This is a genomic window from Rhizobium sp. BK379 (genome assembly GCF_014193955.1).
GTDB lineage: Bacteria > Pseudomonadota > Alphaproteobacteria > Rhizobiales > Rhizobiaceae > Rhizobium.
On sequence record NZ_JACIAD010000001.1, the window covers coordinates 1,207,827 to 1,233,116 of the forward strand.

Consider the following 25,290-nt stretch of genomic DNA (forward strand, 5'->3'; position numbering starts at 1 on the left):
TCGCTCCTGCTTGTTCTGCCGCCAGGTTTGCTGTGACCCGGGCAGTGCGGACATCATGATGCGCAGCGAAGCCGCACCGTTAGCCCGATACGCCGGGATTACTGCCCGATCCTCCAGAAGCTGCGGCTCGCATTGCCGCCCTTCCGTGCATATGCAATGGTCGCCTCATGGAAATACTGACCGAAATCTCCGCGTTGATTGCCCGGCACGTCTCGAAGGATGGCTTCCACGCCACCCCGATCGAACGTGTGACGCTTGCTCGATCCTCCACGGTGACGATGCCGATGCCGAATGTCTATCGGCCACAACTGTGCCTCGTCGCCCAGGGGCAAAAGGAGGTCACGCTGGGCAGCCACGTATTCAGATATGCACCGGGCCGCTATGGGATCGTGACCTACGACTTGCCGGTGACGGGCCAGGTTGTCGAGGCGACGCCTGACAAGCCCTATCTCTGCCTGTTCATCGATTTCGATCCGGTCATGCTGGGGGAGTTGGCGTTGCGCGTGCCGCCGCCGCCGGGGACGCCCTTCCAGCCCATCGGCAAGACCGTGTCCGATGCCGGCGCCGGCCTGCTCGACGCGGCGCTGCGCCTGTTGCGCCTGCTCGACGATCCGGCGGCGCTGCCCGTGCTCGGGCCGCTTGCCGAGCAGGAAATTCTTTATCGCCTGCTTGCCGGCCCTGATGGCGCCAGGATGCGCTACATCACCTCCAGCCAGGGTCGGGTGGCCCAGGTCGGCCGCGCCATCGCCTGGATCGGGCAGAATTTCCGGGAACGCTTCAGCATCGAGCGGCTTGCCGCGGAAGTCGGCATGAGTCCCTCAAGCCTGCACGAGCACTTTCGCGCTGTAACGGCAATGACGCCGCTGCAATTCCAGAAGCAGCTCCGTCTGCAGGACGCGCGCAGCCTGATGCTGGTCCAGGACATGGACATCGCGACTGCGGCCTTCCTCGTCGGTTACGAGAGCCCTTCGCAATTCAGTCGCGAATATCGCCGCCACTTTGGCGAGCCGCCGGCGCGCGACATAGCCCGACTGCGCGCTTCGCCCGGCCTGGCCGTGGTCGCTTGAGTTCGGCTCCAGCGGCCATCCGCCGCTCGAGCGACCGGGCTCGTTGGGCGCGACCGCGGCGAACTTCCCGGCGGCTTCGCCGCAAGCGATGCTTGGCCCTGACCGCAGGCCCTAGGCCGTCGGCTCGAAAACCGCGCGGTTCTGGGTGACAAAGGCCTCGATCGTCAGCGGCGAGGCCGGCTTCGACGAGGCCGTCAATGCCCATATCGAAGGCGCCCGGGCCGGCGGCAAGGCCGTACCCTCCTGCCCCATCTCCTCCCTCGGCAGCGAACTCGCCCGCTCCGGCCCTTCCGGCACCAGAGCCAGCCGCCGCAAGGGAATTGCCGCCTTCGCCACGCTCGTCGGCACGCTGACCTTGGCGCGCATCGCGACCAGCGAAGAGATGGCGGAGGAAATTCTGGATGTCGCCGGACAGAAGCTGCACTGCGCTGAGTGAGCCTGTCCATTCGGCCTCTTGCGAATCGCATAAGTCTATGCTTATGTGTTGTCATGATGGAACATGATATCTTTCGCGCTCTCGCCGACCCGACCCGCCGCACGATCTTCGAAAAGCTGGCGAACGGCAGCATGAATGCCAGCACCCTTCGCCAGGGCATGGATATCAGCCAGCCGGCCATGTCCCAGCATCTCGCGGTGCTGCGGTCGGCACGGCTGGTGCGCGAACAGAAGGAGGGCCGTTTCGTGAATTACGAGGTCGATCCCGAGGGGCTTGCCCTCATCGCCCGATGGCTGGCGAAATACCGCGCCTACTGGCCAGCCCGTATCGATGCTCTGAAGCTCTTGCTGAAGGATATGGACCAATGAACGAGATGAAGGCCGAGATACAGGCCGGGGCGCCGCAAACCGGGTTCGAACAGAAATACGAGCTGGATGCGCCGCCGGAAAAGGTCTGGCGGGCGATCAGCTTTGCGGAATTCCGCGAGAAATGGCTGCCGAAGGAAGCGCTTGCCGAGCCGCATTCCGTCTCGGAGACGCCGGGCAAGGAAATCCGCTACCGATTGCGCGACGATGCCCCGCCCTACCTCGAAAGCACGGTCACCTTCACGATCGCGCCGAATGCAGCCGGCGGAACCAGTCTGCGGATCGTCCACGAGCTGACCGGCGCCACTGTCGAGCAGCTGAGGAAATCGGTCGCCAACGGCAACAGCCGGACCATGATGCTCGCCGCCTGACGCGGCAGGCCTCTCCCATCAATCACCGGAAAATTGGAGTTCGCCGATGCGCGAAGCGATGCAACTCGTCCCCATGGTCGTCGAACAATCCTCCCGAGGGGAGCGATCCTTCGACATTTACTCCCGCCTCCTGCGCGAGCGGATCATCTTTCTGAACGGCGAGATCAACGACACGGTCTCCGCCCTCGTCTGCGCCCAGCTTCTGTTCCTCGAAGCGGAAAACCCGAAGAAGCCGATCAATCTCTATATCAACTCGCCGGGCGGCGTCGTCACCAGCGGCTTTGCCATGTATGACACGATGCGCTTCATCCGCGCACCGGTGCACACGCTCTGCATGGGAACGGCGCGCTCGATGGGCTCCTTCCTGCTGATGGCCGGCCAGCCGGGCGAGAGGGCGGCACTCCCCAATGCCAGCATCCTCATCCACCAGCCCCTCGGCGGCTTCCAGGGACAGGCGTCCGACATCTTCATCCATGCCGAAGAAATCCGGAAGATCAAGCTGCGCATGACCGGCCTCTACGCCGAGCATTGCGGGCGATCCTATGATGAGTTCGAACAGGCGATGGACCGCGACCGCTTCATGACGGCCGAGGAAGCCCTGGAATGGGGCCTCATCGACCGTATTCTGCAGGATCGCGAAGAACCGACGGAGGCCATGCCGGAATAGTCGATGCCATCTATCGATGACATCGACTCCGTTCGGTTAAGCCTCAGCCGCCGGCCTTGAGCGCCGTATTGCAGAGGCTCCAGTAGCCGCCGCCCTTCTGGATCCACTTCAGATCGTTCAGCGTGCCGGCATCCTTGTTGGCATGGTAGCTGTCGACGCAGGTATGCAGCCGGCCCTTGCCGGGCGTTTCGCTGGCATATTTCTTGTCGATCGCTTTCGGCATGGTCACGCCCTTGGGCGCCTTCATCGTCGCCTTTTCGGGCTCCTTGTCCGTCGTTGCGGCGACTGCCTTGTCATCGGCGGCATCTTCGGCGGCCGCATCCGCGCCGCAGAATTTCGCCCGGAAATCGTTCCACTTCATGTCCTTGGCCGAGCCATCGGCCTTGGCCGTCTGATATTTGGCGCTGCATTCCTTCATGGTCAGCGCAGAGGCCGGAGAGACGAAGAAGGCGGCGGCAATCAACGCTCCGGCGGAAGCGGGCACAAGCAATCTCGCAATCATGGGATATCCTCGGTTGGGGGCAGTCAAGGCACGCACGTCATCGGGGCCGCGCATCACCGTGGCCCCGCATCTTCCAGGCTTACGAAACGGTTCCATTGGGCGTTGCGGCATCGACCGCTTGCGGCAGATGCTCGGCAAGCAGCTTGGAGACCTCGTCGGTGTTGACGCCGAACTTGGCGGCAAGGTCGCGCAGCTGATCGGAGGACAAGGCTGCCTCGATCTGTTCTGCCGATACCGGGAGATTGTGGCCGGTGCCGATCCAGGATGAAACCTGCTGGCCGAGACCCGCCGAATTGAGTTGGGAGACAATGCCCTGCAGGCCGCCGGCATTGTCGAATATTCTGGTTGCAACTGCGACGTAATCGACTTGCCTGCCGGCAAGCACGTCAGAGAGAACGCCGCCTAAGCCATCGAAAATACTCATGGTTACTCCTCCGACCATCAGCAAATTCTACATTAGCACGGAGTCAAATTAGTGTCATTGCGGATTTGCAGGACCAAGGGTCGCACCGGGCACCGATCTTGCAGGCACCCTCGCCCCTGCCCTAAATATGTGAGGCAGCCGCCGCATTCCCTTTCACTCCTGAAGGCAGATCAGCAATGAAGCGTCACGATTTCGATGATCTCGCCGCCTTCCTCATCGTTGCCGAGGAGCGCAGCTTCACCAGGGCCGCCGCCCGGCTCGGCATCTCCTCCTCGGGTCTCAGCCACATGATGCGCCAGCTGGAGGAGCGGCTCGGCATGCGCCTGCTCGCCCGCACCACCCGTAGCGTGGCCACGACAGAGGCTGGCGAGCGCCTGCTCCTTACCCTCCAGCCAGCTTTTGCCGAGATTAATCGCGGCCTGCAGGAACTCGGCAATCTCAGGGAAAAGCCCTCCGGCACCGTGCGCATCACCGCGGGCAAACATGCCGCGACATCGCTCGTCATGCCGATCCTGCCGGCATTTCACCGCACCTATCCGGATATCCGCGTAGAGCTCATCATCGGCGATCGGTTCGAGGATATCGTCGCCTCGCGCTTCGATGCCGGCATTCGCTTCGGCGAACGCATCGACAAGGATATGGTGGGCCTGCGCATCGGGCCCGATATCCGCGCGGCGATCGTTGGCTCGCCGGAATATTTCGCCCGCTATCCGATACCGAAAACCCCGCGCGACCTCGCCGACCACGATTGCGTGACCTATTACATGACCTCTGTAGGGGGCGCCTATGCCTGGGAATTCACCGAGGACGGCCGCGATATCGAAGTGAAGGTCTCGGGCAGCTTCATGGTCAACGATTCGGACATGATGGTCGAAGCGGCGCTGTCAGGCTCAGGCCTCGTCTATGTCTTCGAGGATTTTACCGCCGAGCATATCAGAAGCGGCCGGCTGATCCGCGTGCTGGAAGACTATTGCCCGCCATTCACCGGCTATTCCATCTATTATCCGAGCCGGCGACAGATGCCGCCGGCCCTTTCGGTCTTCGTGGAAGCGCTGCGCGCCATCCCGAAACGGTAAGCGACGTCAGGCCGCCTGCGCCGCCGGCATCGTTGCCATGTCGATAACGAAACGGTAGCGCACATCGCCGCGCTCCATCCGCTCGAAGGCTTTGGCGATATCGCCCATGGCGATCATCTCGCATTCCGGAAGGATGTTCTTGCGGCCGCAGAAATCCAGCATTTCCTGCGTCTGCCTGATCCCGCCGCTCGGCGTGCCGGCAATGCGCCGACGCCCGCTGATCAGCGGCAGATTGCTGAATTTCGGCGTATCGACCAGCGAGCCGGCAATGACCAGCGTGCCGTCGGAATCGAGCGTGTCGAGATAGGGGCCGAGATCATGCTCGTAAGGCACGGTATCGATGATCACGTCGAAGGCGAAGGCGGCAGCTTCCATCGCCTTGGCATCGGTCGACAGCAGCACCTTGTCGGCACCGAGTTCGCGTGCCGTCGCGGCCTTGCCAGCCGAGCGCGTCAGAACAGTCACCTCAGCCCCCAGCGCCGAAGCGAACTTGACGGCGAGATGCCCGAGCCCGCCGAGCCCGATCACGCCCACCCGGCTGCCAGGGCCGACATTCCACGTGCGAAGCGGCGAATAGGTGGTAATCCCGGCGCAGAGCAGTGGGCCGACCCGCGAAAGGTCCAGCCCGTCGGGCACGCTGAGGACGAATTCCTCGCGCACGACGATATGATCTGAATAGCCGCCATAGGTGGTCTCGCCCGTCACCCGGTCCTGGCCGTTATAGGTGACGGTCACACCCTTGTAGCACATCTGCTCTTCGTTGCGCCGGCAGTTGGGGCACTCCATGCAGCTGTCGACGATCGTGCCGACGGCAACATTGTCGCCCGTCTTGAAGCGTGAAACGGCGCTCCCGACGGCAGACACCCGCCCGACAATCTCATGGCCCGGCACGACCGGATAGGCCGAAAAGCCCCAGTCGTTGCGGGCCATGTGCAGGTCCGTATGGCAGACGCCGCAATAGAGAATATCGATCGCCACGTCCTCGGGACGCAGGTCCCGGCGGTCGAAAGAGAAAGGTTGCAACGGCGTATTCGCATCGGTTGCGGCAAATGCTGATATTCTCAATGGTTTATCCCTTGCAAGGCTGTTGAAAGCTGACGGACACCGGAAGCTGTGCCGGATGGGATATAGCGTCGATGGATTATCCGGATTAGACGAGGAATGCGGGAAAGGCTTGTGAGTTGCGCTCAGCAATCGCTTATCGATGGCCTGCGTCATACACCGCTATCCGGTCATGATGAAAAGCCAGCCAGACATCGAACGGCCGGCGTCCCCAATTTCTCAAAAATCCGACAGCCGCGACTGGACAAGACAAATGTAACTTTATAACAACGGTTATGTAATGTTATTACATTAAAGGAGATTTCATGTCCCGGCACCCTTTCGCTATCTTCGCAGTCGCCACTGCGCTCACATCCGCCGCCTTGCCCTCGGCTTCCCGCGCCGAGGAAGAACAGCAGGAGAGCTGGCGGCTTTTCGTGGCTGATCACAGCCTGCCGGTCGTCCACGCCATCGATCTTGCGAGCGGGAAAGAGATCGGCCGCTTCGATCTCAAGGGTTATGCCGCCCTGTCGTTGAGCGAGACCGGGCGCACGCTCTTTGCCGTCCAGGGCGAAGAGAATGTCGTTCATGCCATCGATACCGGCATTGCCCTTTCCGATCATGGGGAGCATCGCGATCTCGAGGTGGCGCCACCCAAGCTGATCGGCACGACGATATTGGGCGAGAAGCCCGGCCATGTGGTGACGAATGGCGATGACGTGGCGATCTTCTATGATCGCACCGACCGCTTCGATCTCTTGAAGGAGAGCAGCCTGCTGCAGGAAAAGCCGGAGCCGAAAGCTGTCAACACCATCGCCGCCCATCACGGCGTCGCTGTGCCGATGGGCAATCACCTGCTGGTCTCCGTGCCGAACATGCAGGCGCCGGTCAAGGAGGGCGAACTGCCGCCACGCCTGGGCCTGCGGGTGCTCGACCGGGATGGCCGGCAGATCGGCGATGTCGCGCCCTGCACCGGCCTGCATGGCGAGGCAACCTCCGCCCGCCTCGTCGCCTTCGGTTGCGAGGAAGGCGTGCTCATCGCCCGCCCCGGCGGCGCGGAAGGCCCGAGCGTGGAAATGCTCGCCTATGGCGCATCGCTGCCGCGGGGCAAGGTCGCGACGCTGCTCGGCGGCCGCTCGATGCAGTTCTTCCTCGGCAATTACGGAGAGGACAAGCTGGCGCTGATCGATCCTGATAATACGGACGCACCCTACCGCATCATCGACCTTCCAACGCGGCGCGTCGATTTTGTGCTCGATCCGGCAAAGTTTCAGAATGCCTATATCCTCACCGAAGATGGCAGGCTGCATCTGCTCGATACAGTCAAGGGCGAGATCGTCAGATCGGAAACCGTGACCGAGCCCTACAGCAAGGACGGCCATTGGCGCGATCCGCGTCCGCGGCTGGCCGTGGCCGGCGATGATATCGCCATCAGCGATCCTCGCCACAGCTTGATTCGCCTCATCAGCACGCAGACGCTGAAGGAAATGCGTACGATCCCCATCGAGGGCCAGCCCTTCGCGCTTGTCGCCGCCGGCGGCTCGGGCGCCAGTCACTAAGGCGGCCTCGGACCCGACACACTTCGCATTCCCGAGCTTGACGTCGCCCATGGCGGCGTCATAGATCGGGGCGACGGTTCCCCGAAGAGAACTCCGAGGGGAATAATAGGGAACACGGTGAGGACGACCCAAGAGGGACCGAGACCGTGGCTGCCCCCGCAACTGTAAGCGGATTGTCGATCTCGGGGTTGATCGCTTCAGCGATCATGCCCTCGGCCTCAGGGCCGTGCCACTGCGATTTCGCGGGAAGGCAGATGACCGGCACATATTCGCGAGCCAGGAGACCTGCCGTCGATCACGATCCAATCAAGCCGGGCGGGGATGCCCGGACAAGGAGCAGACATGATTGACAAGATCCCTCCCCACCTGCCGCCATCCATCCGTCTCGATTGGACGATCCGCCGCTAGCCTCCCGCTCGCTGGCCATCGTTCGCGCGCCGGCATCCGCTAGCCCTTTTCCTTTGATCGAGAGTTTTCCATGCGACAGCTTCTGAAGAGCTTTTCCCTCGCGCTCGGGCTGGCCGGCTTTGCTGCGCCCGCACTTGCCGCCACCCAATATCCCCTCACCCTCACCAATTGCGGCCAGCAGGTCACCTTCGAAAAGGCACCGGCCAAGATCGTCTCGATCGGCCAGGGCATGACCGAAGTGTTGTTCTCGCTCGGCCTTGCCGACAAGATCGCCGGCACGGCCGTCTGGGTCGGCCCGGTCCTGCCGCAATATGCCGATGTTAACAGCAGGATCAAACGGCTGGCCGACAATGACCCGAGCTTCGAATCCGTCGTCGGCGCGGAGCCCGATCTGGTGGCTGCCGAATTCGAATGGCATGTCGGCACGCAAGGCTCCGTCGGCAAGCGCGAGCAGTTTGGGGATCTCGGCATCAACACCTATGTCGCGCCTGCCGATTGCGTCGCCAAGATCAATACCGACGGCGGCGATGGCGTGCGCAAGGAACTGTTCACGATGGACCTGATCTATCAGGAAATCGCCGAACTCTCCCAGATCTTCGACGTGAAAGACCGCGGCGATGCTGTCATCGCCGACCTCAAGAAGCGGGAGGCCGCGGCCGCTGCCTCTGTTGCCGGTGCTGCGGCAAAGAACCTGCCCATCGTCTTCTGGTTCTCCAGCAAGGAAGTGAAAGGCGATGCCTTCATCGCCGGCAAGAACAGCGCGCCAGCCTATATCCTGAAGACGCTCGGGGCGAAGAACGTCGTCACGACGGAAGAGGAATGGCCCCTCGTCGGCTGGGAAACGATTTCGCAGGCCAATCCCGCCGTCATCGTCATCGCCACCATGGACCGCCGCCGCTATGCCGCCGATGATCCCAAGGTGAAGGTGGATTTCCTGGAAAACGATCCGGTTACGAAAGAGCTCGATGCCGTCAGGAACAAGCGCTTCATCATGATGGACGCGCAGTCGATGAACCCGACGATCAGAACCATCGACGGCATCGAGACGCTGGCAAAGGGCATCCAGTCCTTCGGTCTGGCCCAGTGAGCCAGGCTGCCTTGCCACAGAGGAAATGGTGGGCGCTTGCCACGCTCACCATCGCCGCCCTCCTCCTGCTCGGTATCATGATCAGTCTCGCCGTATCGATCGGCGAGATATCAATCCCGCTCGCCACCACGGCAGAAGCGGTTTCCAACCGCCTCTTCGGCACGGCATTCGAGCTCAGCCGCATCCATCAGGGCATCGTCTGGGATTACCGCCTCAGCCGCGCGCTGGCGGCGGCCAGTGCCGGCGCATCGCTGGCACTGTGCGGCACGGTGCTGCAGGCGCTGCTGCGCAATCCGCTTGCCGAACCCTATGTGCTCGGAATTTCAGCCGGCGCCTCCACCGGCGCGGTCTGCGTCATGATATCAGGTCTCGGCTATGGCGTGCTCAGTCTCTCCGGCGGTGCCTTCATCGGCGCCGTCGTCGCCTTTCTGCTGGTCGGCATCCTGGCGGCCGGTGCTGGCGGCACCAGCGAGCGCATCATTCTCTGCGGCGTGGCGGGCTCGCAGCTCTTCAATGCGCTGACCTCCTATATCGTCACGACCTCGGCCAATGCCGAACAGGCCCGCGGCGTGCTCTTCTGGCTGCTGGGATCGCTTTCCGGCGTGCGCTGGCCGGATGTCTATCTTTCCGTGCCGATCGCACTGGCAGGCTTTGTCGTCTGCCTTGCCCATGTGCGTGCGCTCGATGCCTTCGCCTTCGGCACGGATGCCGCAGCCTCCCTCGGCATTGCAGTGCGCCGCGTACAGTTCACCCTGCTCGGCGTGACAGCGGCGATGACCGCAGCCGTCGTCAGCATGGTGGGCTCAATCGGCTTCGTCGGCCTCGTCATTCCCCATGCCGCCCGCTTCCTCGTCGGCCCCGCACATGGCCGCCTACTGCCGGCGACGGCGCTTGGCGGGGCGATCTTCATGGTCGGCGCCGACATCGTCTCGCGCATCATCATTCCGCAGCAGATCCTTCCGATCGGCGTCGTCACAGCGCTCTTCGGCGCCCCGGCCTTCGCCATCATCCTTTATCGCGTGCGGAGAAGCGCATGAGCATATCAGTCGACAAGGTCAGCTATGCCGCCGGCAATACCGTCATCGTCAATGGCGTCAGCATATCGGTCGAAAAGGGCAAGGTGCTCGGCCTGCTCGGGCCGAACGGCTCCGGCAAATCCAGCCTGCTGCGCCTGATCTGCCGGCTGCGGCAAGTCAGATCCGGCGTCATCCGCCTCGGCGACGACGATGTCTCCGGCCTTTCCCGCGCCGCCCTTGCCCGCCGCATAGCCTTCGTCGAGCAGCAGACGACGACGGATACGCAGCTCACCGTGCGCGATATCGTCCGCCTCGGCCGCACGCCGCATCGCGGCCTCCTCTCCTCCTGGGCACCTGATGACGATGCCGCGGTCGAAGAAGCACTCGCCCGCGTCGACATGGGCGAACGCGCCGGCCAGCTCTGGCAGACACTGTCTGGCGGCGAACGCCAGCGGGTGCATATTGCCCGGGCGCTGGCCCAGACCCCGAGCGAACTCCTGCTCGACGAGCCGACCAACCATCTCGATATCCAGCACCAGCTCGATATCCTGGCGCTGGTCGCCAAACTCGGCCTCACCTCCATCATCGCGCTGCACGATCTCAACCTGGCAGCGATGTTCTGTGACCATCTGGCCGTGCTGCAGAAGGGTGAGGTCGTGGCCGCAGGCACGCCCGAGGAAGTGCTGACCGAGGCGCTGATCGCCCGCGTCTTCGGCGTGCGTGCCCATATCGAAAAATCACCCGTGCATGGCCGCGCACATATCCAGTATCGGATGGGATAAGACATGGATGGAGTGAATTTCGATCTTAAGGAAGAAATCCGCGACTACTGGTCGAAGCGCTCGGAAACCTTCGACCTCGCCTTCGGCCACAGGATCGCCCCCGGCCCGGAGGCGGACGCCTGGCAGAAACCGATCCGCGATGCCCTCGGCCCCGAGCCGAAACGTGTGCTGGAACTTGCCTGCGGCACCGGCGAAGTGACCCGCCTGATCCACGATCTCGGTCATGACGTCACCGCTCTCGATTTCTCCGAAGCGATGCTGAAGGTTGCCCGTGCCAAACACGCCGGCAAGGAGCGCCTGCGCTTCATCCTGGCAGACGCCGAAAACACCCTGGAGCCGGACGCGAGCTATGACGCCATCATCTGCCGCCATCTCGTCTGGACGCTGACCCGGCCGCAAGAAACCTTTCGCGAATGGTTCCGCATCCTCAAGCCCGGCGGCCTGTTGCTTTTCTTCGATGGCGACTGGGCAAGCCCGAAACCGACCGGCCGCATCGCCAGCCTGCTGATCTCATGGATCGACCGCCTCATCGGCGCCGACAAGAACTATGACGGCGCTCTCAGCACCCGCCACGCCCGCATCATGTCAGCCCTGCCCTTCGGCCAGGGTCTCCGCCCCGACATGCTGCTGCCGCTCTTGAGATCGGCAGGCTTTACGGACATCGCGCTTCACTCCCACGCCCCGATCGCGAGGGCGCAGCGCAGGAATGCCAATCTCCGAAATAGGCTCCGAACCCTCGTCTACCGCCGATTCATCCTGGCCTGCCGGCGGCCCTGATGCCTGCATTTGCCGCACGCCCATTTATGGAGGCGTCGCGATTTGCCGAGATCTGAAACCAACCTGTGCCAAATGCCCGCCACCGTAAATGATCGATGCATTTACCGTTGCGTACTTGTCGGACGCCGTCAGCCGTTCAGGATGATCCACGAACGAAGCGGCAGTTCGCCTGATGCAGGAAGGGAAAGGTGTTATGGCAAAGACCACCGCGCCCTCATCCGGCAAAAGCAGGCACCGCGCTCTGCCGTTCGCCATTCTGGCGTTTTTCCTTTGTCTGGCCGGATCCTTCCCACGGCACGCGTTTGCCGCTCCGCCTGAATTTCCGGACCGCGAACTGGTGGTCGGCACCAAGGAGGCTCCGCCCTTTGCCATGAAGGGGCCGGATGGCAGCTGGACCGGCCTGTCTATCGAACTCTGGCGTCAGGTCGCGGAAAAACTCGGGCTCAAATATCGGCTGGTCGAGGAACCCTCGGTACAGAGCCTGATCGAGGCAACGAAGCGCGGCGACTACGATCTCTCGGTCGCGGCCATCACCATCACGGCCGACCGGGAGCGCAATGTCGATTTCTCCCAGCCATTCTACAATACCGGCCTCGGCATCGCCGTCTCCGTCCACAGCGCCTCCGTCTGGTACGAAATCACCCAGACGATGACTTCCCTCGGTTTCCTGCAGGCGGTCGGCGCCCTCATCGGCATCTCGCTGGCTGTCGGCGCCTTGATCTGGCTTTTCGAGCACCGCCACAACGAGGATTTCGGCGGCGGCGCCGCCAGGGGGCTCGGCGCCAGCATCTGGTGGTCGGCTGAAGCCATGACGCAGGCAAGTACCGGTCATCGCGGCCCGAAGACGCTCGGAGGACGAACGCTCGCGATCCTCTGGATGGTCATGTCGATCATCACCATCGCCGTCTTCACCGCAAGCGTTACCTCCGCACTCACGACGCGCCAAATCAGGGGACTGGTGAACGGCGCAGAAGACCTGCCGCGGGCACGCGTCGGTGCCGTGTCGGGATCGGCGACCACAGGATTTCTCGACGGGGAACGCATCAGGCACCGGGATTTCGCCAATGTGCAGGAAGGCTTCCGGGCGCTGACATCAGGCTCGATCGATGCCTTCGTCTATGACAAGCCGCTGCTTGCCTGGACGGCCGAACAGCAGTTTCCGACCAGCGTACAGGTGCTGGATACAGTCTTCGAGCCGCAGAACTACGGCATGGCAATGCCCGCCGGCAGCCGCTACCGCAAGCCCATCGATGTCGCCATTCTCGAAGCGATCCACGACGAGGCGTGGAAGGAGACGCTGTTTCAGTATCTCGGGGAGAAAAAATGATGGCCCGGGCGAGCGGTCTTCCCCGCCCCGGCACCTGCCGTTCCGCCTACCAGTTGCCCGGATCGGCAGTGTGATCGACGGCTGCGAATTCATCCGCCTTTGCCCGATCGAGCGTCACCGTCCGCGTCCGCTTCGTCTCATCGGCAACCAGATAGCGAAGCGGCGCCGCGTCCCGCGCAAGCTCCTGATACAGGAGAAGCGCAGCCTCCTCGGCGGTATCGGCTTCGATCTCTCGCGTGATGGTTACGGTGAACTTGTTCATGGCATCTGGCCTTCTCGATCGTCGCGGGCATGGGCGCAATGTCCACCGCCTGACAATAGGCTGAGAGCGGAATAGTTCAAGCTACCCTGCCCTCGACAACCAGCCGTCCGCCATCCGGTCCCCTCAGACCGACCGCATCAACCCGCCATCCACCTTCAGGCTCTGGCCGGTAATATACCCCGCCCCGTCGGACACCAGAAACGCGATGGTCGCCGCCACTTCCGCACTCGTGCCATAGCGCTGCATCGGCACGGTCTCGCGTCGCGCTCGGTGGCCGGAAGGCTGTCGATCCAGCCGGGCAGCACGTTGTTCATGCGGATATTCTCGGGCGCATAGGTGTCGGCAAAGAGCTTGGTATAGGCGGCAAGGCCGGCGCGAAAGACCGCCGAAGTCGGAAACATCGTCGACGGCTCGAAGACCCAGGCAGTCGAGATATTGACGATCGCGCCCTTCTTCTGCGCCTGCATGATCGGGGTGACCAGCCGCACCGGGCGGATGACGTTCATCAGATAGACGTCCATGCCCGTATGCCACTGCTCGTCGGTGATCTCGTTGAGCGCGGCGCGTGGCCCATGGCCAGCGCTGTTGACGAGAACATCGATGCGGCCCCAGGCGCCCATCGCGGCATCGACCAGCCGCTTCAGATCGTCGTTCGACTGGTTGGAGCCGGTCACGCCGACACCGCCGAGTTCCCGGGCAAGCGCCTCGCCCTTGCCGGATGAAGACAGGATCGCGACCTTGTAGCCATCGGCCGCAAGGCGCCTTGCGCTTTCGGCTCCCATGCCGCTGCCGCCTGCAGTGATTACAGCCACTTTTTCTACTGACATGCCGGTGCCCTCCTGAGACGATATCGTCGATTGATTGGTATCTGTGTGCACGGTATCATGTTCACTGCGCGAGCGCGAAACAGTTCTCCTCTTCCTTGCCAGTAGAAAAACTACTCGATGAGCGATATCCCGGGAAAGCTTCCCTCCCTCAATGGCCTGAGAGCCTTCGAGGTCGCCGCACGCCACCTCAACTTCAGGCTCGCCGCCGAAGAGCTCGGTGTCACGCAGGGCGCCGTCGCCCAGCAGGTCCGAGGGCTCGAGGCGCAGCTCGGCATGACCCTGTTCGAACGGCTCCCCCGCACGCTGGCGCTGACGGCCGAGGGCAGACGCTACATAGCCGATATCAGGCGCGCCTTCGAGATCATCGCGCGGGCAACGGATGAACTGAAGCCGCAGGCGATCAAGCTCACGATCAGTACGACGCCGACCTTCGCGTCGAAATGGCTGATCCCGCGCCTGCCTGACTTCACCGCCCTGCATCCCGATCTCGACCTGCATATCCTGGCGACCGAGCGCATCTCGAATTTTGCCGCCGATGGCGTCGATCTCGCAGTCCGCTATGGCCGTCCGCCCTTCGGACCGGGGCTGAATGCCGAGCTCCTGTTCGAACAGGAGGTCATCGCCGTCTGCAGCCCGCTGCTGCTTGCCGGCCGCAACCCGCCGCGCACGGCCGAGGAGCTTTCGGCCTATCCGCTGCTGCACGATGCCCACAATCTCTGGCCTGAATTCGTCGAGCGTCACCTCGCCAACAGCAGCAGCCCCACCTTCAAGGGCATCAGCTTTTCGCAGACCGCGCACGCCATCGAGGCGGCGATTGCCGGACAGGGCATCGTTCTTGCCAATGGCGGTTTCGTCACCGAAGACCTCGCCCGGGGCCGGCTGGTGCGTGTCTTCGAAGCCAGGCTGCGCGGCCCTTCGGATATCTACCTCGTCTGGCCCCGCCACCGGAAATCTGCCGCGCGGGAAACCGTGATCGGATGGTTGTTCGCCGAAGCGCAGACGCCAGGCTGAGCGCTCGCGCCTGGGCCAGGGCCAGGCTGGCGAACATATCAACTGATGAACCCCTTGTGCAGAACGCCGGAGACACCAGATTCAATCTCTTCATTGCCTCCGATAAGCATCGATAATCACAGGCCTATTTGATGTTCCATTTCGTTCTCGGGCTCCCCTGGCTCGTCGTCGTCCTGAGATTCATTCTCCTCCTGCCATGGATCTGGCCCGCCAAGGCCCTGCTTGCCGGCCTGCTCCTCATCGCCTCGCAGCAGGTGCTGCTGAACCGTATATCCTCGGGTTCCGTCTTCGCGCCCGAATATCCGCGCCCGCTGATTATCGTGCTGAATTTCCTCTTCGGCGCCACGCTCCTGCTCGCCGTCTTCCAGATCGCGCTCGATGTCGTCTCGCTTGTCCTTGCCCTCATAGAGGGCCGATTTCCGGCCGTGCCCTCTGAAGTCCGCTATATCATCGGACTTGCAGCCTTCGGTCTTGCCGCTTTCGGCGTTGCCGGAGCCGTGCGCATTCCGCCGGTGAAAAACGTAGAGATCTCGATCCGGGACCTCCCCGAAGCCTTCGAGGGCTACCGCCTGCTGCAATTGACCGACCTGCATCTCAGCCGCCTCTTCCCGGCCTCCTGGGCCGAAACCCTCGTCAGGAAGGCCAATGAGCTGAAAACCGACCTGATCGTCGTGACCGGCGATTTCATCGACGGCCGCCTCGAAAAGCGGCGGGCGGATGTCGCCCCCCTGGCGAAGCTTCAGGCGCCCGATGGCATCTTCGCCATCCCCGGCAACCACGAATATTATTTCGGCTACGACGAGTGGATGCAGCACGACGCCAGTCTCGGCATGCGCATGCTGATGAATGAGCACGCCGTCATCGAGCGCGAGGCGAGCCGCATCGTCATTGCCGGCGTGACGGATCTTGCGGCTTTCGGCAGAACCATGCCGAACCCGGACCTTGCCGCGGCATTGAAAGATGCTCCCGCCGAAGCCCCGATCATCCTCCTCGACCATCAGCCGAGAATGGCAGCCGAGACCGCCAAGAGAGGCATTGCGCTGCAGCTGTCCGGCCATACCCATGGCGGCATGGTGTTCGGCCTCGATCGTCTGGTCGCCCGCGCCAATGGCGGTTTCGTCTCCGGCCACTACCACGTCGGCGGCATGCAGCTCTATGTCAACAACGGCACCGCGCTCTGGCCGGGCTTTGCGCTCAGGCTCGGCCGGCCCTCGGAACTGACGGTATTCACGCTGCGTAGACGCGCCTGACCTCAATAAGCATGGTATGCCTTGTCATACGCTCCCCAAGAGGGTTTAAGCCCGCTATATTCGCTCCGTCGTTTTTTCGCGCGTCAGGATTTAATTGGTTAAGGAACGTTTCTGACGAGCACTTGCTCTACACACCCATCTTGAGTCTGCTCGCCAATATCCACTTCAAGATAAACTGCGACCTCAATGAAGAATATCCTCTCATAGAGAATATCAACTCTCTCCCCCCTATTTATTTTTGAGTTTTTACAGTCAACATAACGAGAAGCAGCAATAAAAAGCTCGTCACCTCGATCTAAAAATTCGAAATTTTTATAATTTCCTTTCAAATAAGTCTGGTATAAATCTCTATTTTTATCGAAAACAACATTATTGTATATAACATATCCCTCGATAGCAATGAAAAGCATAAGTAAAAAATCGGTTATTCTGATGATGTTTTTCCGAAGGCCTTTTAGATTTTCATATCTCGTTGCAGACATATTTTAAAATCTTCAACTGGTTATGCGGCTCGCGATGGCGTGTTCGTCAACAATCATCATCAACAATCTTCGACAGATAGCCAATCCTCAGTTTTATTCCATATAAATCAGACCGCGCGGACGAGGCTGCGAATACGCTCGGCGAGATCCGGATCGACGGGATTATAGACGACCATGTTGAGATCCGGCCTGCCGTCGATTGCAAAGCCGGAATATTCAAGCTCGATATCGCCGAGAACGGGATGTCTCAGCCGCTTGCTTCCCTCGCCATGGGCGATCACCTCGTTCTCCTCCCAGATCCGCTTGAACTCGGCGCTCGTGCGGCAAAGCTCCTCCACCAGATCTGCTATTTCCGAGGTCGCCCCCGCCCGCGCCGCATCCGCCCGGAAGGCCCCGACGACGAAACGCGCCATGGCATCCCAGTCGTGCTGGACGTTGCGGACGCCGGGATTGGAGAACAGCAGGCGCAAGACGTTCCTGTCATCAGGCGCAAGCTTGCCATAGTCGGTCATGACGATGGTCGCCGCGCGGTTCCACGCCACGATATCCCAGGCCGCCGTGCGCACCAGCGCCGGGCTCACCTCGAGCGTATCGAGAAGCCGTTGCAGGCGCGGGCTGATCCCCTCCACCGCGCGGTAGCGCACCTCGGGCGGCCGGCCGAGGCCGAGGATGAAGAGATGCTCGCGCTCCGGCTCGGTCAGCATCAGGCCACTGGCGATCCGGTTCAGGACATCGGCCGATGGCGCTCCGCCCCGCCCCTGCTCCAGCCATGTGTACCAGGTCGGGCTTATATTGGCGCGCTGTGCCACCTCTTCCCGCCTCAAGCCCGGCGTGCGCCGTCGCCCGGAAAAACCGAATACAGCCGGATCGAGGCGCGAGCGGCGGTCGCGAAGGAAGGTGCCGAGGGGGTTGGCGTCGGTGCTCATGGTATTCCTGTTAGCCATTATAATAGGATAACGTCACTACTTTAACAGCATAAAACATAGCGCAATAGTGGGCTTCATCGCAATAAGGAGACACGACATGCGCATCTTCCTCACCGGCGCCACCGGCTTCATCGGCTCGGCCATCGTCCCCGAACTCCTGAAGGCAGGCCATCATGTCATCGGCATGACCCGCTCGGACGCCGGCGCCAAAGCGCTCGAACAGGCAGGCGTCGAAGCTCACAAGGGCGTGCTGGAAGAACCCGAGAGCGTCCGTCGCGGCGTCGAAAAGGCCGATGCCGTCATCCATACGGCCTTCGACCATGATTTCTCCCGCTTCGTCGAGAATTGCCAGAAGGACAGCCGCGTCATTGCCGCCATGGGCGAGGCGCTGAAGGGCTCCAACCGCCCGCTGCTGATCACCTCGGGCACCGGCATCGGCAATGCCCATCTCGGCGAACCCGCGAGCGAAGACGTCTTCAATGACGAGCATCCCAACCCGCGCATCGCGTCCGAACGGGCCGGCAATGCGCTTCTCGACCAGGGCGTCAACGTCTCGGTCATGCGCCTTCCCCAGGTTCACAACACGTTCAAGCAGGGCCTCGTCTCCCCGCTCATCGAAATCGCCCGGCAGAATGGCGCTGTCGGCTATGTCGGCGAAGGCCGCAACCGCTTCCCGGCCGGCCACCTGCTGGACGTTGCCCTCCTCTACCGGCTTGCCATCGAAAGAGCCGTATCAGGCGCCCGCTACAATGCCGTTGCCGAAGAAGGCATCGCCACCCGCGAGATCGCCGAAGCCCTCGGCCGCGGCCTGAAGCTGCCGGTCATCTCGGTCGCGCCGGAAAAGGCGGCCGAGCATTTCGGCTGGATGGCGATTTTCGCCGGCCTCGACTTCCCCGCCTCCAGCGAAAAGACCCGCCGCATCCTCGGCTGGAACCCGGTCGGACCCGGCCTGATCGCCGATCTCGACGCGATGGATTACGGCGCTCTGGCTGCCTGAGCCGCAAATGCACCTGCGGGGCCTTTCAGTCCCGCAGGTGCAGAGCGTTCCCAGTCGTCAGATCCCAAGCCCGCCGGCGACATCGATGACGCCGCCGCTCATGTAACCGCCATGCGGCCCCGCCAGATGGCAGATGAGCGCGGAGACCTCCTCAAGCGTCGCAATGCGCCTGATGGGATGCAGGTCGAGAAGTGCGTCGGGCACGGTGTCTCCCAGCGCTTCGACGGACATGTCGGTCGGCATCACGCCGGGCTGGACGACGTTGACGGTGATGTTGCGCCTGCCGAGATCGCGCGCCACACCCTTCGCATAGCCGATGAGCGCGGCCTTCGTACCGGCATAATCGGCGACACCCGGAACCAGCACGCGTGTACCGAACAGCGAACCGATGAAGAGAATCCGGCCGCCATCAGACAGCACCGGAGCCGCCGCCCGCGTCACCGACACCGGCCCCAGCACATTGGTCTGCCATTGGCGGTCGAGATTGACCACGTCGAGTTCGGGATCATCGACCGTCTTGCCCTGTACGGCGATCGCCGCATTGTTGACGAGGATGTCGAGCTTGCCGAAAGTGGCAATGACCTTGTCGATCAGCGGTTTGGCAGCGGCCGTATCGGCCTGGTCGCTCTGGATCGCCAGAGCCCGCACACCCTTCGCCCGCAGCCTCTCGACCACAGCCTCCGCCTTCCCGGCCGAGGCCACGTAGCTGATCGCAACATCAGCGCCCTGATCGGCCAGCGCTTCCGCCGTCGCCGCTCCAAGTCCGCGCGAACCACCGGTCACGAGAGCGACCTTTCCCTTTAAAATCTGAGACATGAGTGTCCTTTCTACCCCGTCCAGGCGCCCGCCTGCCGTCATCGGCAGGCTGTGCATTTTTTCGTAACGACCGTTACAGTAACGATTGGTATGAAATGTAGACAACGCATGTCAAGTAGTTTAATAACGGTCGTTATGAAATTGACCGGACTGACCTGATGGGACGCCATCGCGAATTTGACGTGGAAAAAGTGCTCGATTCCGCCCTGTGCCTCTTCTGGCGCAAGGGCTACGAAGGCACGTCCTATGCTGACCTGACGGAGGCCGCCGGCATCGAGCGCCCCGCCCTCTATTCCGCCTTCGGCAACAAGGAAGCCCTCTTCCGCAAGGCGCTGGACCGCTATTCCGAGCGCTATCTGGATTACCTCCCGGTGGCGCTGAAACTGCCGACCTCACGCGAGGTCGCCGCCCACATCCTCTACAAGGCCATCGAACTGAACACCCGCTTCCCCGACCATACGGGCTGCCTCGGCATCAATGGCGCGATGGCCGGATCGGATGAGACCGAGCCGGTGCGCCAGGCGCTGATCGATTTCCGCGCCGCCGGCCAGGCCGATATTCAGGAACGTTTCGAACGCGCCAAAGCGGAAGGCGACCTGCCGGAAACCGCCAGCCCCGAAACGCTGGCCGCCTTCATCCTGGCTATGACCCACGGCATGGCCGTGCAGGCCAAGGCCGGCTTCAGCCGCGAGATGCTGAACGCCATCGCCGATCAGGCGCTGTCTACATGGCCGACGAAATAGCCCTGAAGGCAAAACCCAACGGCCCAGCCGCTTGCTTATGAGTTGGTCCCTGTTGGCGCCAGCCTGTTATCCAATCTGCTGGAAAGGAGATCTTCATGCATCGTCGTGAATCGAGCGACGAGGAATGGCTGTCATCTCGCCAGAAAAAGCTCAGCCCTATACAAACACAAAAATTAGTCCGTCAGATCAGGGGCGAACGACCACTCGTCGGCCATGAACTCAAGCGTCTCGTCGCGGAAATAGTAGAGAAAATGTCGAGAGTTGGCGGTGTCGGCCCGGATTGTCTCCCAAGGCACGGCATCGCGGATCGGGTCGTGGCCAATCAACTCGTAGAATTTGCCCCAATGCGGAGCGATGCCACTGTAACGACCATGGCCATCCACCTTGTACCATTCATGATCGTTGGTGCCGTCCCAGCGCCACCGGGTGCAATCAATAAAGCTTAGCGTGCCCCATGCCTCATCGAACTTCGGGCTGGCCTTTGAGAATAGGCTCAAAGCCTTCGCCATACCCAACCGCTCTTTGTCTCGCATGGGCCTGCAGGAGCGGAAACGGACGTTAACCGAGCTGTCCGCAACCGACACCTGAGGCTCTGGCGCATTTGGCTCGGCCGCCCAGCCTTGACCGAGCTGTTGTTCTAGAAACTTGAGCATTCGCCACGAATAGTCGAATTGCATGGCGATTTCCACCGAACCCAATCATCAAGCTCTCATGGGTTCACGGCCGTTTTCAGTCTCTCCATCCTGCCACTGCATTTGAGCGCGCACTACCCCGCCGCCGCATCCATCTTCGCCCGCACCGCGAGAAACGCCGCCGTCAGCCGTGCCAACACCGGCGACTTGACGGATCCATTCGCCCCGCCGATCGGGTCCACGATATGGATCCGTCTCAGGTCCTCCATGAACTCGTCCCAGAGCGGCTGCCCGCCCTCCTCCAGCAGCTCGGCGCGGATGCTCAGATCCTCGCTCACAGGCAGGAACCGCCGCCCCCAGGCGCCGATCATCGCGAACATGGGCACGAGCTGGATGGAGGCTTCCGTCAGGCTGTAGATCGCTTTCTGGCTGTGGGAGGGATCGTCGAGCTTGGTGATCAGCCCGCAGGACATCAGCCGTTTGAGACGCGCCGCAAGGATATTGGAGGCGATGCCCTCCTCCGATTGCGTCAGGAGCTCGCGAAAGTGCCGGCGATTGCCGAACATGATATCCCTGATGATGACAAGGCTCCATCGGTCACCCAGCACCTCCATCGTCAGGTTGATCGGGCAGCCCGACCGTATCTCGATATCCATATTCGACTCCGTGAGAAAACCAGTTGCATTATAGGATCAGTCATGCGACAAGACAACTGATTTTAAAATGCAATCAGATGGAGGCTGACATGGCACGTGTACGCGTTGCTGCATTTTCCCTTTCGGTGGATGGTTTCGGCGCCGGTCCGGACCAGAGTCTTGAAAACCCCCTCGGCAAGCACGGCATGGAACTGCACCAGTGGTTCTTCGGCACCCGCACCTTCCGCGCCATGATCGGCAAGGATGACGGCTCCACCGGCACCGACGAGAAATATGCCTCGACCGGCAATACCGGCTTCGGCGCCTTCATCCTCGGCCGCAACATGTTCGGCCCGATCAGGGGCGAATGGCCGGACGACGCGTGGAAAGGCTGGTGGGGACCGAACCCGCCCTACCACGCGCCGACCTTCATCCTCACCCACCATGCTCGCGAGCCCATCGTCATGGAAGGCGGCACCACCTTCCATTTCGTCACCGGCGGCATCGAGGAGGCACTGGAAAAAGCCAGGGCCGCAGCCGGCGACAAGGACATCAAGATCGGCGGCGGCGTCAGTACTGTCAGGCAATATCTGAAGGCCGGCCTGGTCGACGAGCTGCATTTCGCCATCTCCCCGGTTGTCCTCGGCAAGGGTGAACCCATGTTCGAAGGTATCGATCTGCCCGCACTCGGCTTCTCCGTCAGATCCCACGAGATGACGGAACTGGCGGCGCATGTCGTGCTGTCGAAATAGGGCGCAAGAGACTATCACCGGAGCATCCGCCGGGCGCGATCGAGCGTCCGGTTTTCTGCAGGACCGCGGCAGGCATTACAGGCGCGAAGCCGCCGTTACCAGGCATTTACCGTAACGTACTTCCGCGGCCCGCTGTTTTTCCCTACCGATCGATCCGTACGGTCAACACCGCGCACGATCAATCCGGTGGGGAGCAGCAATGACATTTGCGGATTTTGTCACGCTCACTCTGAAGGCCAGCCTGTTCCTGATCGTTTTTGCGCTCGGGCTGCGGGCAACGTTCAGCGACGTCACCTACTTGCTCGCCCGCCCGGTCCTGCTGTTCAAATCCATCCTGTCGATGAACATCGTCATGCTGGGTTTGGCCCTGGCGGCCGCGTTCTTGTTTCCGCTGCCCCTGCCGCTCAAGATTGCCCTCATCGGCCTTGCAATGGCGCCCGTTCCACCGATCCTGACGATAAGGCAGAGTAAGGCGGCCGGGACGTCTTCCTACGCGATCAGCCTCTGTGTCACGGCGTCATTTCTCGCCGTCGTGCTCGTTCCGCTCGCCATCGCACTGGCAGATGTCGTCCTTGGCGAGCGCTACCAGATGCCTGCCATCCGTGTCGTGCCGATCGTCCTCGTCTCTGTCATCTTGCCGCTCGTGCTCGGGATGGTGGTCGAGCGCTTTGCCCCGGTCGTTGCGCGGCAGTTCGTGCAACCGATCGCACGGCTGGGAACCGCCCTGCTCATTCTGGCGGCTTTGCCGGTCCTCATCGTGACGCTGCCTGCGACCTGGGCGCTTGTTGGCAACGGGCTCATCCTGTCTCTGGCACTTTTTACCGCTTTCGGGCTGCTGGTCGGCCACGCCATGGGCGGGCCGCATGCCCACGATCGCGTGGTTCTGGCGCTGGCGACGGGCGCCCGCCATCCCGGCGTCGCGATGGCGATTGCCGCCTACAATTTTCCGGACGAGAAGGCGGCGGTGGCAGTGGTGCTGCTGCATGTTTTCATCGCCGCGCTCGTCGCGATACCCTATCTGAAATTCGCCCGAGTCAACGAGGCACCTGCCGAAAGCCTCGACACGTAATATCCTCCAGCAGGCGCATCGGCCGATGCACTCGACACCGGCCGATGCCGCGGCAGGCTCAGACCAGCCCCTGGCTGAAACCGAATTCTCCCTCCGCTTCCGCCGCGCTGACATCCTCGCCGAACAGCATGTCATTATGCGGCCGGCCGCTGCGGACCATCGGATAGACGTTTTCCAGCGCCGCGACCCGGCAGTCGAAAAGAACCGGCCGGTCGGTGGCGATCATCTCGCGGATCTTCTCATCCAGCTCCTCCGGCTTCTCGCAGCGCAGGCCCACGGCCCCATAGGCCTCCGCCAGCTTGACGAAATCAGGCAGCGAGGCGGAGTAGGATCTGTCCCGCCGGTTGCCATGCAGGATCTGCTGCCATTGCCGGATCATGCCGAGCTGCGCATTGTTAAGGATGAAGATCTTGACCGGCGCCTGGTGCTGCATGGCCGCCGAAAGCTCCTTCAGTGTCATCTGCACCGAACCATCGCCGACAATGCCGAGAACGAGCCGCCCGGGATGGGCGATCTGCGCGCCGATCGCCGCCGGCAGACCATAACCCATCGTGCCGAGCCCACCCGAGGTGAGCCAGCGGTTCGGCCCTTCGATACCGAAGAGCTGTGCCGCCCACATCTGATGCTGGCCGACATCGGTCGTGACGATAGGGTCGAGATCGGTCGTCAGCGCATGCAGCCGCTCCAGCGCATATTGCGGCATGATCGCATCATGGCGCATCTCATAGGCAAAGGAGTTTCGCGCCCGCCATCGCGCGATCTCGCCCCACCAGGCATCCAGCCGCCCGCGTTCCGGTCGGGCCGGAAGCGCCCGCCAGGCTTCGATCAGATCCCGCAGCACATCGGCCGCATCGCCGGTTATGCCGATATCGACGGATACATTCTTGTTGATCGAGGATGGATCGACATCGATATGGATCTTCCTCGACCCCGGCGAAAACCTGTCGACACGCGAGGTGACGCGATCGTCGAAACGCGCACCGATGGCAATCATCAGGTCGCAATCATGCATCGCCATGTTTGCCTCATAGGAACCGTGCATGCCGGGCATCTTCAGCCAGTTCGGTCCGCTCGCCGGATAGGCGCCGAGCCCCATCAGCGTCGAGGTGATGGGAAAGCCGGCGAGCTCCACCAGTTCCCGCAGCAGCCGCGAGGCCTCCGGTCCGGAATTGATGACGCCGCCACCGGTATAGAGGAGCGGCCGCTCAGCCTGCGCCATCAGCCTGACCGCGGCAGCGATCGCCTCCTGATCGCCGCACCTCGGCAGCTTATAGTTCGCAGGCATCGAAACCTCCTGCGGCCCGACATAAAGCCCGCTCGCAAACAGCACATCCTTCGGCATGTCGACCAGAACCGGCCCCGGCCTGCCTGACGTCGCGATCCTGAAGGCGAGATGGATGGTCCTTGCGAGATCGTCGATGTGATCGACGAGGAAATTATGCTTGGTGCAGGGCCGCGTGATGCCGACCGTATCGCATTCCTGAAAGGCATCCGTGCCGATCAGCGTCGTCGGCACCTGCCCGGTCAGGCAGACGAGCGGAATGGAATCCATCAGCGCATCCTGCAGCGCGGTGACGGCATTGGTGACACCCGGTCCTGATGTGACCAGCATGACGCCGACCTTGCCGGTCGAACGTGCATAGCCTTCGGCGGCATGGCCGGCACCTTGCTCGTGCCGCACCAGCAGGTGCTTGACCTCGTCCTGCTGGAAGATCTCGTCATAAATCGGCAGCACGGCAGCGCCCGGATAGCCGAATATGTGCTCGACGCCATTGTCGCGCAGCGCCCGCAGCACGATCTCGCCGCCGTTCATCAGGGGGCCGAAAGAAGAAGGATTGGGGGAATTTTGGGTAAAGCTGGCCTTATCGCCGGTCATAGCAATTTTCCGTCGTTGATAGGGTGATTGGGTTGCGACGGGGCACAAAAAAAGGCCCCGTCAGGGACCTTGTGTTCGGCGCATGGGTGGCTGATGCCGGACGGTTA

Annotated in this window: 29 protein-coding genes and 1 riboswitch; of the genes, 18 read left to right on the forward strand and 11 right to left on the reverse strand. The window is 62.2% G+C overall.

Translation table 11 applies throughout. The features are described from left to right. Positions 1–167 precede the first annotated feature (167 nt). The 5 genes from FHT93_RS06275 to FHT93_RS06295 all read left to right on the forward strand — a co-directional run bounded on the left by FHT93_RS06275 (position 168) and on the right by FHT93_RS06295 (position 2,906). Positions 168–1,067, forward strand: a complete 900-nt coding sequence (locus FHT93_RS06275) for an AraC family transcriptional regulator (RefSeq protein ID WP_018115051.1) — start codon at positions 168–170, stop codon at positions 1,065–1,067. 145 nt (positions 1,068–1,212) lie between these two features. Then, entirely contained in the window at positions 1,213–1,503 is a 291-nt protein-coding gene (locus tag FHT93_RS06280; RefSeq protein ID WP_183846709.1) for a hypothetical protein, read from the forward strand. Between the two features lie 53 nt (positions 1,504–1,556). Beyond that, complete coding sequence (locus FHT93_RS06285; protein ID WP_183846711.1) at positions 1,557–1,871, forward strand: metalloregulator ArsR/SmtB family transcription factor; 315 nt, start codon at positions 1,557–1,559, stop codon at positions 1,869–1,871. Beyond that, positions 1,868–2,239 carry a hypothetical protein gene (locus tag FHT93_RS06290; protein ID WP_183846714.1) on the forward strand — a complete coding sequence of 124 codons (372 nt, stop codon included), beginning with the start codon at positions 1,868–1,870 and terminating at the stop codon, positions 2,237–2,239. The genes FHT93_RS06285 and FHT93_RS06290 overlap by 4 nt, the downstream gene beginning before the upstream one ends. Positions 2,240–2,285: 46 nt before the next feature. Continuing rightward, positions 2,286–2,906 (forward strand): ATP-dependent Clp protease proteolytic subunit, encoded by a 621-nt coding sequence (locus FHT93_RS06295; protein WP_112969464.1) that lies wholly within the window; start codon positions 2,286–2,288, stop codon positions 2,904–2,906. Positions 2,907–2,949: 43 nt separating this feature from the next. On the opposite strand, the gene FHT93_RS06300 is transcribed toward FHT93_RS06295, so the two are convergent. Continuing rightward, complete coding sequence (locus FHT93_RS06300; RefSeq protein WP_112969463.1) at positions 2,950–3,408, reverse strand: hypothetical protein; 459 nt, start codon at positions 3,406–3,408, stop codon at positions 2,950–2,952. A 79-nt stretch (positions 3,409–3,487) separates the two neighbouring features. Beyond that, a complete protein-coding gene (locus FHT93_RS06305; protein WP_018115045.1) occupies positions 3,488–3,832 on the reverse strand; it encodes a YidB family protein in 345 nt (114 codons plus the stop codon). Positions 3,833–4,008: 176 nt separating this feature from the next. On the opposite strand from FHT93_RS06305, the gene FHT93_RS06310 reads away from it, so the two are divergent. Then, positions 4,009–4,908, forward strand: a complete 900-nt coding sequence (locus FHT93_RS06310; RefSeq protein WP_183846716.1) for a LysR family transcriptional regulator — start codon at positions 4,009–4,011, stop codon at positions 4,906–4,908. A gap of 6 nt (positions 4,909–4,914) precedes the next feature. Here the strand turns inward: FHT93_RS06310 and FHT93_RS06315 are convergent, their stop codons facing one another. Next, complete coding sequence (locus FHT93_RS06315) at positions 4,915–5,973, reverse strand: NAD(P)-dependent alcohol dehydrogenase (RefSeq protein ID WP_183846718.1); 1,059 nt, start codon at positions 5,971–5,973, stop codon at positions 4,915–4,917. 302 nt (positions 5,974–6,275) lie between these two features. Here FHT93_RS06315 and FHT93_RS06320 point away from each other — a divergent pair, with 302 nt between their 5' ends. The 6 genes from FHT93_RS06320 (at position 6,276) to FHT93_RS06345 (ending at position 12,905) form a co-directional block, all read left to right on the forward strand. Continuing rightward, positions 6,276–7,508 carry a metallochaperone AztD gene (locus FHT93_RS06320; protein WP_183846720.1) on the forward strand — a complete coding sequence of 411 codons (1,233 nt, stop codon included), beginning with the start codon at positions 6,276–6,278 and terminating at the stop codon, positions 7,506–7,508. Between the two features lie 57 nt (positions 7,509–7,565). Further along, positions 7,566–7,816: riboswitch (cobalamin riboswitch) on the forward strand. A gap of 170 nt (positions 7,817–7,986) precedes the next feature. After that, the gene (locus FHT93_RS06325) at positions 7,987–9,003 is read left to right on the forward strand and encodes an ABC transporter substrate-binding protein (RefSeq protein ID WP_183846722.1); all 1,017 of its coding nucleotides are present in this window, start codon (positions 7,987–7,989) and stop codon (positions 9,001–9,003) included. After that, positions 9,000–10,040 (forward strand): iron ABC transporter permease, encoded by a 1,041-nt coding sequence (locus FHT93_RS06330; RefSeq protein WP_183846724.1) that lies wholly within the window; start codon positions 9,000–9,002, stop codon positions 10,038–10,040. The genes FHT93_RS06325 and FHT93_RS06330 overlap by 4 nt, the downstream gene beginning before the upstream one ends. Further along, positions 10,037–10,801, forward strand: coding sequence for an ABC transporter ATP-binding protein (locus FHT93_RS06335; RefSeq protein ID WP_018115039.1), 765 nt, complete (start codon positions 10,037–10,039; stop codon positions 10,799–10,801). The genes FHT93_RS06330 and FHT93_RS06335 overlap by 4 nt, the downstream gene beginning before the upstream one ends. Before the next feature lie 3 nt (positions 10,802–10,804). Next, a complete protein-coding gene (locus tag FHT93_RS06340; protein WP_183846726.1) occupies positions 10,805–11,578 on the forward strand; it encodes a methyltransferase domain-containing protein in 774 nt (257 codons plus the stop codon). A gap of 193 nt (positions 11,579–11,771) precedes the next feature. Next, positions 11,772–12,905: a transporter substrate-binding domain-containing protein gene (locus FHT93_RS06345; RefSeq protein WP_183846728.1), complete on the forward strand. Its 1,134-nt coding sequence runs from the start codon at positions 11,772–11,774 to the stop codon at positions 12,903–12,905. A gap of 46 nt (positions 12,906–12,951) precedes the next feature. Here FHT93_RS06345 and FHT93_RS06350 read toward each other — a convergent pair whose 3' ends face one another. Further along, positions 12,952–13,167, reverse strand: a complete 216-nt coding sequence (locus FHT93_RS06350; RefSeq protein WP_018115036.1) for a hypothetical protein — start codon at positions 13,165–13,167, stop codon at positions 12,952–12,954. Between the two features lie 155 nt (positions 13,168–13,322). Beyond that, positions 13,323–13,994 carry an SDR family NAD(P)-dependent oxidoreductase gene (locus FHT93_RS06355; RefSeq protein WP_348649762.1) on the reverse strand — a complete coding sequence of 224 codons (672 nt, stop codon included), beginning with the start codon at positions 13,992–13,994 and terminating at the stop codon, positions 13,323–13,325. A gap of 117 nt (positions 13,995–14,111) precedes the next feature. Between FHT93_RS06355 and gcvA the strand changes: the two genes are divergently transcribed. Beyond that, the gene (gcvA, locus tag FHT93_RS06360; RefSeq protein ID WP_113016773.1) at positions 14,112–15,005 is read left to right on the forward strand and encodes a transcriptional regulator GcvA; all 894 of its coding nucleotides are present in this window, start codon (positions 14,112–14,114) and stop codon (positions 15,003–15,005) included. A 131-nt stretch (positions 15,006–15,136) separates the two neighbouring features. Continuing rightward, positions 15,137–16,255, forward strand: a complete 1,119-nt coding sequence (locus FHT93_RS06365; RefSeq protein ID WP_183846730.1) for a metallophosphoesterase — start codon at positions 15,137–15,139, stop codon at positions 16,253–16,255. A gap of 98 nt (positions 16,256–16,353) precedes the next feature. Here FHT93_RS06365 and FHT93_RS06370 read toward each other — a convergent pair whose 3' ends face one another. Continuing rightward, positions 16,354–16,737: a hypothetical protein gene (locus FHT93_RS06370; RefSeq protein WP_183846732.1), complete on the reverse strand. Its 384-nt coding sequence runs from the start codon at positions 16,735–16,737 to the stop codon at positions 16,354–16,356. A 107-nt stretch (positions 16,738–16,844) separates the two neighbouring features. Further along, positions 16,845–17,663: a helix-turn-helix transcriptional regulator gene (locus FHT93_RS06375; RefSeq protein WP_183846734.1), complete on the reverse strand. Its 819-nt coding sequence runs from the start codon at positions 17,661–17,663 to the stop codon at positions 16,845–16,847. Positions 17,664–17,760: 97 nt separating this feature from the next. Here FHT93_RS06375 and FHT93_RS06380 point away from each other — a divergent pair, with 97 nt between their 5' ends. After that, a complete protein-coding gene (locus FHT93_RS06380) occupies positions 17,761–18,660 on the forward strand; it encodes an SDR family oxidoreductase (protein ID WP_183846736.1) in 900 nt (299 codons plus the stop codon). Between the two features lie 57 nt (positions 18,661–18,717). Here the strand turns inward: FHT93_RS06380 and FHT93_RS06385 are convergent, their stop codons facing one another. Continuing rightward, on the reverse strand, positions 18,718–19,476 hold the full coding sequence (locus FHT93_RS06385) for an SDR family oxidoreductase (protein ID WP_112546945.1): 759 nt from the start codon (positions 19,474–19,476) through the stop codon (positions 18,718–18,720). 158 nt (positions 19,477–19,634) lie between these two features. Between FHT93_RS06385 and FHT93_RS06390 the strand changes: the two genes are divergently transcribed. Beyond that, positions 19,635–20,219: a TetR/AcrR family transcriptional regulator gene (locus FHT93_RS06390; protein ID WP_018115029.1), complete on the forward strand. Its 585-nt coding sequence runs from the start codon at positions 19,635–19,637 to the stop codon at positions 20,217–20,219. A gap of 173 nt (positions 20,220–20,392) precedes the next feature. On the opposite strand, the gene FHT93_RS06395 is transcribed toward FHT93_RS06390, so the two are convergent. Then, positions 20,393–20,896, reverse strand: a complete 504-nt coding sequence (locus FHT93_RS06395) for a hypothetical protein (RefSeq protein WP_246781558.1) — start codon at positions 20,894–20,896, stop codon at positions 20,393–20,395. An 89-nt stretch (positions 20,897–20,985) separates the two neighbouring features. Next, positions 20,986–21,507, reverse strand: a complete 522-nt coding sequence (locus FHT93_RS06400) for a helix-turn-helix domain-containing protein (protein WP_113115037.1) — start codon at positions 21,505–21,507, stop codon at positions 20,986–20,988. Between the two features lie 89 nt (positions 21,508–21,596). Here FHT93_RS06400 and FHT93_RS06405 point away from each other — a divergent pair, with 89 nt between their 5' ends. Together FHT93_RS06405 and FHT93_RS06410 are read left to right on the forward strand one after the other, a co-directional pair. Further along, positions 21,597–22,238 carry a dihydrofolate reductase family protein gene (locus tag FHT93_RS06405; protein ID WP_183846738.1) on the forward strand — a complete coding sequence of 214 codons (642 nt, stop codon included), beginning with the start codon at positions 21,597–21,599 and terminating at the stop codon, positions 22,236–22,238. A 199-nt stretch (positions 22,239–22,437) separates the two neighbouring features. Further along, the gene (locus tag FHT93_RS06410; RefSeq protein ID WP_183846740.1) at positions 22,438–23,307 is read left to right on the forward strand and encodes a Na+-dependent transporter; all 870 of its coding nucleotides are present in this window, start codon (positions 22,438–22,440) and stop codon (positions 23,305–23,307) included. 58 nt (positions 23,308–23,365) lie between these two features. Here the strand turns inward: FHT93_RS06410 and FHT93_RS06415 are convergent, their stop codons facing one another. Then, positions 23,366–25,120 (reverse strand): acetolactate synthase 3 large subunit, encoded by a 1,755-nt coding sequence (locus FHT93_RS06415; RefSeq protein ID WP_183847552.1) that lies wholly within the window; start codon positions 25,118–25,120, stop codon positions 23,366–23,368. Between the last annotated feature and the right edge of the window lie 170 nt (positions 25,121–25,290).

Bases quoted from the DNA above. Each gene is read 5' to 3' on its own strand.
- FHT93_RS06405 (WP_183846738.1), top strand. From the start codon at position 21,597: ATGGCACGTGTACGCGTTGCTGCATTTTCCCTTTCGGTGGATGGTTTC.
- FHT93_RS06295 (WP_112969464.1), top strand. From the start codon at position 2,286: ATGCGCGAAGCGATGCAACTCGTCCCCATGGTCGTCGAACAATCCTCC.
- FHT93_RS06385 (WP_112546945.1), bottom strand. From the start codon at position 19,476: ATGTCTCAGATTTTAAAGGGAAAGGTCGCTCTCGTGACCGGTGGTTCG.
- FHT93_RS06415 (WP_183847552.1), bottom strand. From the start codon at position 25,120: ATGAACGGCGGCGAGATCGTGCTGCGGGCGCTGCGCGACAATGGCGTC.
- FHT93_RS06410 (WP_183846740.1), top strand. From the start codon at position 22,438: ATGACATTTGCGGATTTTGTCACGCTCACTCTGAAGGCCAGCCTGTTC.
- FHT93_RS06325 (WP_183846722.1), top strand. From the start codon at position 7,987: ATGCGACAGCTTCTGAAGAGCTTTTCCCTCGCGCTCGGGCTGGCCGGC.
- FHT93_RS06335 (WP_018115039.1), top strand. From the start codon at position 10,037: ATGAGCATATCAGTCGACAAGGTCAGCTATGCCGCCGGCAATACCGTC.
- FHT93_RS06285 (WP_183846711.1), top strand. From the start codon at position 1,557: ATGATGGAACATGATATCTTTCGCGCTCTCGCCGACCCGACCCGCCGC.
- FHT93_RS06310 (WP_183846716.1), top strand. From the start codon at position 4,009: ATGAAGCGTCACGATTTCGATGATCTCGCCGCCTTCCTCATCGTTGCC.
- FHT93_RS06340 (WP_183846726.1), top strand. From the start codon at position 10,805: ATGGATGGAGTGAATTTCGATCTTAAGGAAGAAATCCGCGACTACTGG.
- gcvA (WP_113016773.1), top strand. From the start codon at position 14,112: ATGAGCGATATCCCGGGAAAGCTTCCCTCCCTCAATGGCCTGAGAGCC.
- FHT93_RS06400 (WP_113115037.1), bottom strand. From the start codon at position 21,507: ATGGATATCGAGATACGGTCGGGCTGCCCGATCAACCTGACGATGGAG.
- FHT93_RS06305 (WP_018115045.1), bottom strand. From the start codon at position 3,832: ATGAGTATTTTCGATGGCTTAGGCGGCGTTCTCTCTGACGTGCTTGCC.
- FHT93_RS06275 (WP_018115051.1), top strand. From the start codon at position 168: ATGGAAATACTGACCGAAATCTCCGCGTTGATTGCCCGGCACGTCTCG.
- FHT93_RS06290 (WP_183846714.1), top strand. From the start codon at position 1,868: ATGAACGAGATGAAGGCCGAGATACAGGCCGGGGCGCCGCAAACCGGG.
- FHT93_RS06380 (WP_183846736.1), top strand. From the start codon at position 17,761: ATGCGCATCTTCCTCACCGGCGCCACCGGCTTCATCGGCTCGGCCATC.
- FHT93_RS06350 (WP_018115036.1), bottom strand. From the start codon at position 13,167: ATGAACAAGTTCACCGTAACCATCACGCGAGAGATCGAAGCCGATACC.
- FHT93_RS06390 (WP_018115029.1), top strand. From the start codon at position 19,635: ATGGGACGCCATCGCGAATTTGACGTGGAAAAAGTGCTCGATTCCGCC.
- FHT93_RS06345 (WP_183846728.1), top strand. From the start codon at position 11,772: ATGGCAAAGACCACCGCGCCCTCATCCGGCAAAAGCAGGCACCGCGCT.
- FHT93_RS06300 (WP_112969463.1), bottom strand. From the start codon at position 3,408: ATGATTGCGAGATTGCTTGTGCCCGCTTCCGCCGGAGCGTTGATTGCC.
- FHT93_RS06395 (WP_246781558.1), bottom strand. From the start codon at position 20,896: ATGCAATTCGACTATTCGTGGCGAATGCTCAAGTTTCTAGAACAACAG.
- FHT93_RS06375 (WP_183846734.1), bottom strand. From the start codon at position 17,663: ATGAGCACCGACGCCAACCCCCTCGGCACCTTCCTTCGCGACCGCCGC.
- FHT93_RS06370 (WP_183846732.1), bottom strand. From the start codon at position 16,737: ATGTCTGCAACGAGATATGAAAATCTAAAAGGCCTTCGGAAAAACATC.
- FHT93_RS06355 (WP_348649762.1), bottom strand. From the start codon at position 13,994: ATGTCAGTAGAAAAAGTGGCTGTAATCACTGCAGGCGGCAGCGGCATG.
- FHT93_RS06365 (WP_183846730.1), top strand. From the start codon at position 15,137: ATGTTCCATTTCGTTCTCGGGCTCCCCTGGCTCGTCGTCGTCCTGAGA.
- FHT93_RS06320 (WP_183846720.1), top strand. From the start codon at position 6,276: ATGTCCCGGCACCCTTTCGCTATCTTCGCAGTCGCCACTGCGCTCACA.